This window comes from Deltaproteobacteria bacterium (assembly GCA_003194485.1).
Taxonomy (GTDB): Bacteria; Desulfobacterota; Dissulfuribacteria; order Dissulfuribacterales; family UBA3076; genus UBA3076.
This window is the reverse complement of the sequence record PQXD01000050.1, coordinates 1-4,517: the sequence shown is the minus strand read 5'-3', so window position 1 is coordinate 4,517 and position 4,517 is coordinate 1. Positions and strand designations below refer to the sequence as shown.

Genomic DNA, 4,517 nt, shown 5'->3' with positions numbered 1-4,517 from the left:
AGCTATTTCCGCACTGGCAAATGGGTGTAAAACCGACGGCTGGATGATGGGAGCCCGGTGAGCTGAGAGGCTCACGCCGGGTTCTGAGAGGGCCTGGGGGTGAGATTCCCCCGGGCTACTCACCTTGCCTTTTCGACTACATTCAGGCTTCTCTCCCTGCGGAGACCAGCCAGGAGCCATTGCCACCCTTGCCGAAGGCCTTCAAAAGGGCCTTCGCCTTCAGACACTTCTTGGTGTCACGGGATCCGGCAAGACATTTACCATGGCCAATATAATTGTCCGGGCGCAACGGCCTGCCCTGGTGATCGCACCGAACAAGACCCTTGCCGCGCAGCTCTTCGGAGAATTCAAGGCCCTTTTCCCGGAAAACGCGGTTGAATATTTTGTAAGCTATTACGATTACTATCAGCCGGAGGCCTATATACCTCAATCAGACACCTATATCGAGAAGGATTCCTCCATCAATGACTCTATTGACAGGCTTCGCCATTCTGCCACACACTCACTGCTCACCAGAAGGGACGTGATAGTTGTGGCCAGCGTATCCTGCATCTACGGCCTGGGCTCTCCTGAAGAATACCGGCAGATGCAGCTATGCTTGAGGGTGGGCGATGAGTGCCCAAGAGAAGAGATCCTGGCCAGGCTGGTCGCCATGCTGTATGAGCGAAACGATGTCGATTTCCGCCGCGGCACCTTCAGGGTCCGGGGAGATATAGTTGAGATCTTCCCTGCCCATGAGGAAAAGCACGCCGTGAGGGTTGAGCTGTTTGGAGACGAGATCGAAAACATCAGCAAGATTGATCCGCTCAGGGGGCGGACCATTGCCTTCCTGAAAGAGACTATCATATATCCATCGAGCCATTACGTGGCATCCGGAGGCGGATTGGACCGGGCCATTCTGAGTATCAAGGCGGAGCTGGACGAAAGACTCCTGTTTTTTGAGTCCCGGAATAGATTAGTTGAGGCCCAGCGTCTTGAGCAGAGGACCAACCTGGACCTTGAGATGCTTCAGGAACTGGGTTACTGCCATGGGATCGAGAACTACGCAAGACACCTTTCGGGCCGTTCCCCAGGAGAGCCCCCTCCAGTACTTCTGGACTATTTTCCGAAGGATTTCATAACCTTCATTGACGAAAGCCATATAAGCATTCCACAGATAAGGGGCATGTACGCCGGGGATCGTTCCAGGAAAGAGACCCTCGTGGAGTTCGGCTTCAGGCTTCCCTCGGCCCTGGACAACCGTCCCTTACGGTTTGACGAGTTTGAAAAGGCCGTGGGCCAGGTCATTTGCATCTCCGCCACTCCGGGGCCATATGAGTTTGAAAAGGCCGGAGGGGCCGTGGTGGAGCAGCTCATAAGGCCGACAGGTCTCACGGATCCGCGGATGGAGGTAAGGCCTGCCGGCACCCAGGTAGACGACCTCATGGAGGAGATACAAAAAACCGTTGCGAGAGATGAGAAGGTCCTTGTCACCACGCTGACAAAGAGGATGGCAGAGGACCTCACGGAATACTACTCTTCATCCGGTATCCGCGTGGAATATCTCCATTCCGATATAAAGACCATAGAAAGGAGCCGGCTGATACAGGGCCTGAGGCGTGGTGACTTTGATGTGCTGGTCGGGATAAATCTCCTGAGAGAGGGCCTCGATATCCCGGAAGTGTCCCTGGTGGCAGTGCTGGATGCGGACAAGGAAGGCTTTCTTCGTTCGGAACGGTCTCTTATACAGACAGCGGGGCGGGCCAGCCGTAATGCCGATGGCCTGGTGCTGCTCTATGCGGACAGGATTACCGGTTCCATGAAGCGGGCCATGGAGGAAACCGGACGCAGGCGCCGGATACAGATGGAACACAACAGGCTACACAATATTACTCCGGCCACCATAAAAAAGGCCGTCAAGGATGCCCTTTCTTCAATCTATGAGAAAGAGCAGCAGTTGGATATGCAGATAGCTGAGCCAACAGCTCATTATGGGGACCTGCCGGGTTCAACAGACCCGGAAAAACAGATCAAGGCCCTGGAACAGGAGATGAAGGCCGCTGCCAAGGAAGAAAGGTTTGAGAGGGCTGCTGAACTCAGGGACAGGATCAAGGAACTCAAGACAGTGAGGCTGCAATCATAGATAGAATGATGACAACGGAAAGGTTGCCGCTGTTTTCACGACATGATCAGTATCTGGTATAGCGCAGACAGTCCTGTTCGAAATCCTCGATGATTTCACTGGTAAGCGTAGGCGTAATATCGGGAATAATTTCCAGGAACGTCTCTGTTGTCACGCGGTAATCTTCTCCTTTGACATATTCTCTCTCGAAGGCGAGTTGTCTGACCCTCTGAAAGAGGTACTCGATATCCGCAGGGGTAAAGAGCGAAATCATCGGAATGATCCCGTCCACATCCACATCGCCCCGGTTGGTATCGCGCAGATAATACTCGAAAATAGTTCGACGGCCCTGATCGTCCAATCCTCCGACCGGAATAATGCAATCAAAACGACCGGGCCGCAACAGGGCCTTGTCCAGTTGCCGGATGTAATTAGTGGCGCACACCAGGAGGTTATGCCTCTCTTTTCTCTTTAACAGGGGTACCTGTTTGAGGAATTCGTTTGTAATTGATTTGTCGATGCGGGAGGCATGATCCCGGCTTTCCGCTATTTCCTCGAATTCGTCTATGAACAGGACCACCTCGTCGAGATTGCCGGCCTTTTCTATCAAGGTTTTCAGATTTGCACCGAGACGGTCTTCTCCGTCGATCATCAAGGTACTGGGGCTGACCTCGATATACCACCACTGAAGTATGCCTGCTATGGCCTGAACGAAGTGGGTCTTGCCCGTACCCGGCGGACCGAAAAAGATGATGGTGCGGGGCGGAATGACTGCATGTTTGCGTGCAAGCTCGGTTGCCGTCAGGGGAAGTATGATTCTCTTGTTCACGATCTGTTTCGGCGGTTGGGTCTCGGATATGGTATCCCAGATTGATCGGTCGATCATCTGTGCCCCCAGCGACTTGAGAAGCTGAATCCTCTGTGCATCGTGAAGATCTTGATGCATGGGCTCGATATTTTCCATAAAATCCAGACAGGCCACCTTTATTCCTACATCACGGCCCAGTTTTTCAGAAAGCACCCACTTATGTTGCATTATTTTGGGCCACAGTTCCGAGGCTATATCAGGTTTAACCTTCTGCCCGCTGAACTCATAGATCAAGGCCGTATAATCTTGGGAACCGGAGGTATCTGATAATGTTTTCATATGTCTTTCCACTGTAAAAAATGATAAGGGTTCACAGGTTCCGGGCTCAACGTTCAAGGCTTAAGGTAAACCGCACAACTCCCGGCATAAGAATTCAACCTTGAACCTTGAATCCCTGAATGAACCCGTGAACGGTTACCAAAAAATAAAACGGAGATACTCAAAGAGGATCTCCGCAGTTTTTGTTACTGATTAAGATGCGCTTTTTACTGCCTGAAAATTAAGTTGAGTCAGGTCAGTTGTCAAGGCAAAAAATAACTTCCCAATAATCCAGGGCTAGTTTGGGTTCCCCCCTCACACTGTCCTCTACCCCAAGGGGGAGAGGGTTTGGGTGATTCGTTAAGTCTCATGCCATCAACAGCAATTCGGTATCGGCATGATGCCTTTCCCGGATGGTGTCAGATTAAGCAGCTTTCACGCGCGCATGCCCGGATTTTTCTTTCGATTATTCGGGTGGAGCATTGCCTTCACGGGCTTCTCCGGCAAGGATCCCCTGGAGGAAATAATCACTTATTTGTTTTGCTGCCGTAGCCACACTGTATTTCTTCTTGTAAGAAAGGACCCAGAACCGGGACATTTCATCCAGTGCCCCGAAAAAGGCCCTCTTGAATATCCCTGGCATCACTTCTGGCAGAAAGATTTTCCGGGCCTGACCCTGGCGTACTATGTGTGATATGATGTTGACATATTCGGCAAATTTCTTGTTGCGATATTCCTTCATGAACTTGCTGCTTTGACGCAGCTCTACCTGTATTACTTCTGCCAGATCTCTGTTTTCCTGCACCAGTATCAGGTGCAGATAGGCGAAACGCTCCAACTTTTCCCGCGGGTCATCAAAAGAGGCGATTTCCTGCCTCACTCTGGCAATGATTTTGCCCATTTCCTCTTCAAATATAGTGATGAGGATATCGTACTTGTTGTTGAAGTAAAGATAAATGGTACCATCAGCCACATCGGCTTCTTTGGCTATTTCTGATATGCGGGAATCGAAAAAACCTTTGCGGGCAAACACACGAATAGCGGCCTTAATTATTTTGTCATGTTTATCCGCGGTCTTCATGAACAAATGTAATATGGATTTTAATGAATGGACGTTCATTCAGTTATCCCATTAATTCTTTTTTTGTCAAGAAAAAATATGCCCCCTGGATATTTCATATAAGATACAGGCAGCAAGCACCGGGTAGGCTGCTTGCCATACAATTACTGCCATTGGTCTGAAGATTCTTTCATAGAGCAACCATTTTTTGAGTCAACTCCTCAATTTTT

Annotated in this window: 3 protein-coding genes; 1 reads left to right on the top strand and 2 read right to left on the bottom strand. The window is 50.4% G+C overall.

The window, feature by feature from the left end; genetic code table 11:
* Window positions 1-124 precede the first annotated feature (124 nt).
* A complete protein-coding gene (locus C4B57_11655; GenBank protein PXF50807.1) occupies window positions 125-2,122 on the top strand; it encodes an excinuclease ABC subunit B in 1,998 nt (665 codons plus the stop codon).
* Window positions 2,123-2,168: 46 nt separating this feature from the next.
* On the opposite strand, the gene C4B57_11650 is transcribed toward C4B57_11655, so the two are convergent.
* Both C4B57_11650 and C4B57_11645 read right to left on the bottom strand, forming a co-directional pair.
* Window positions 2,169-3,248, bottom strand: coding sequence for an AAA family ATPase (locus tag C4B57_11650; protein PXF50806.1), 1,080 nt, complete (start codon window positions 3,246-3,248; stop codon window positions 2,169-2,171).
* Window positions 3,249-3,693: 445 nt separating this feature from the next.
* Window positions 3,694-4,308: a TetR family transcriptional regulator gene (locus tag C4B57_11645; GenBank protein ID PXF50805.1), complete on the bottom strand. Its 615-nt coding sequence runs from the start codon at window positions 4,306-4,308 to the stop codon at window positions 3,694-3,696.
* Window positions 4,309-4,517 lie beyond the last annotated feature (209 nt).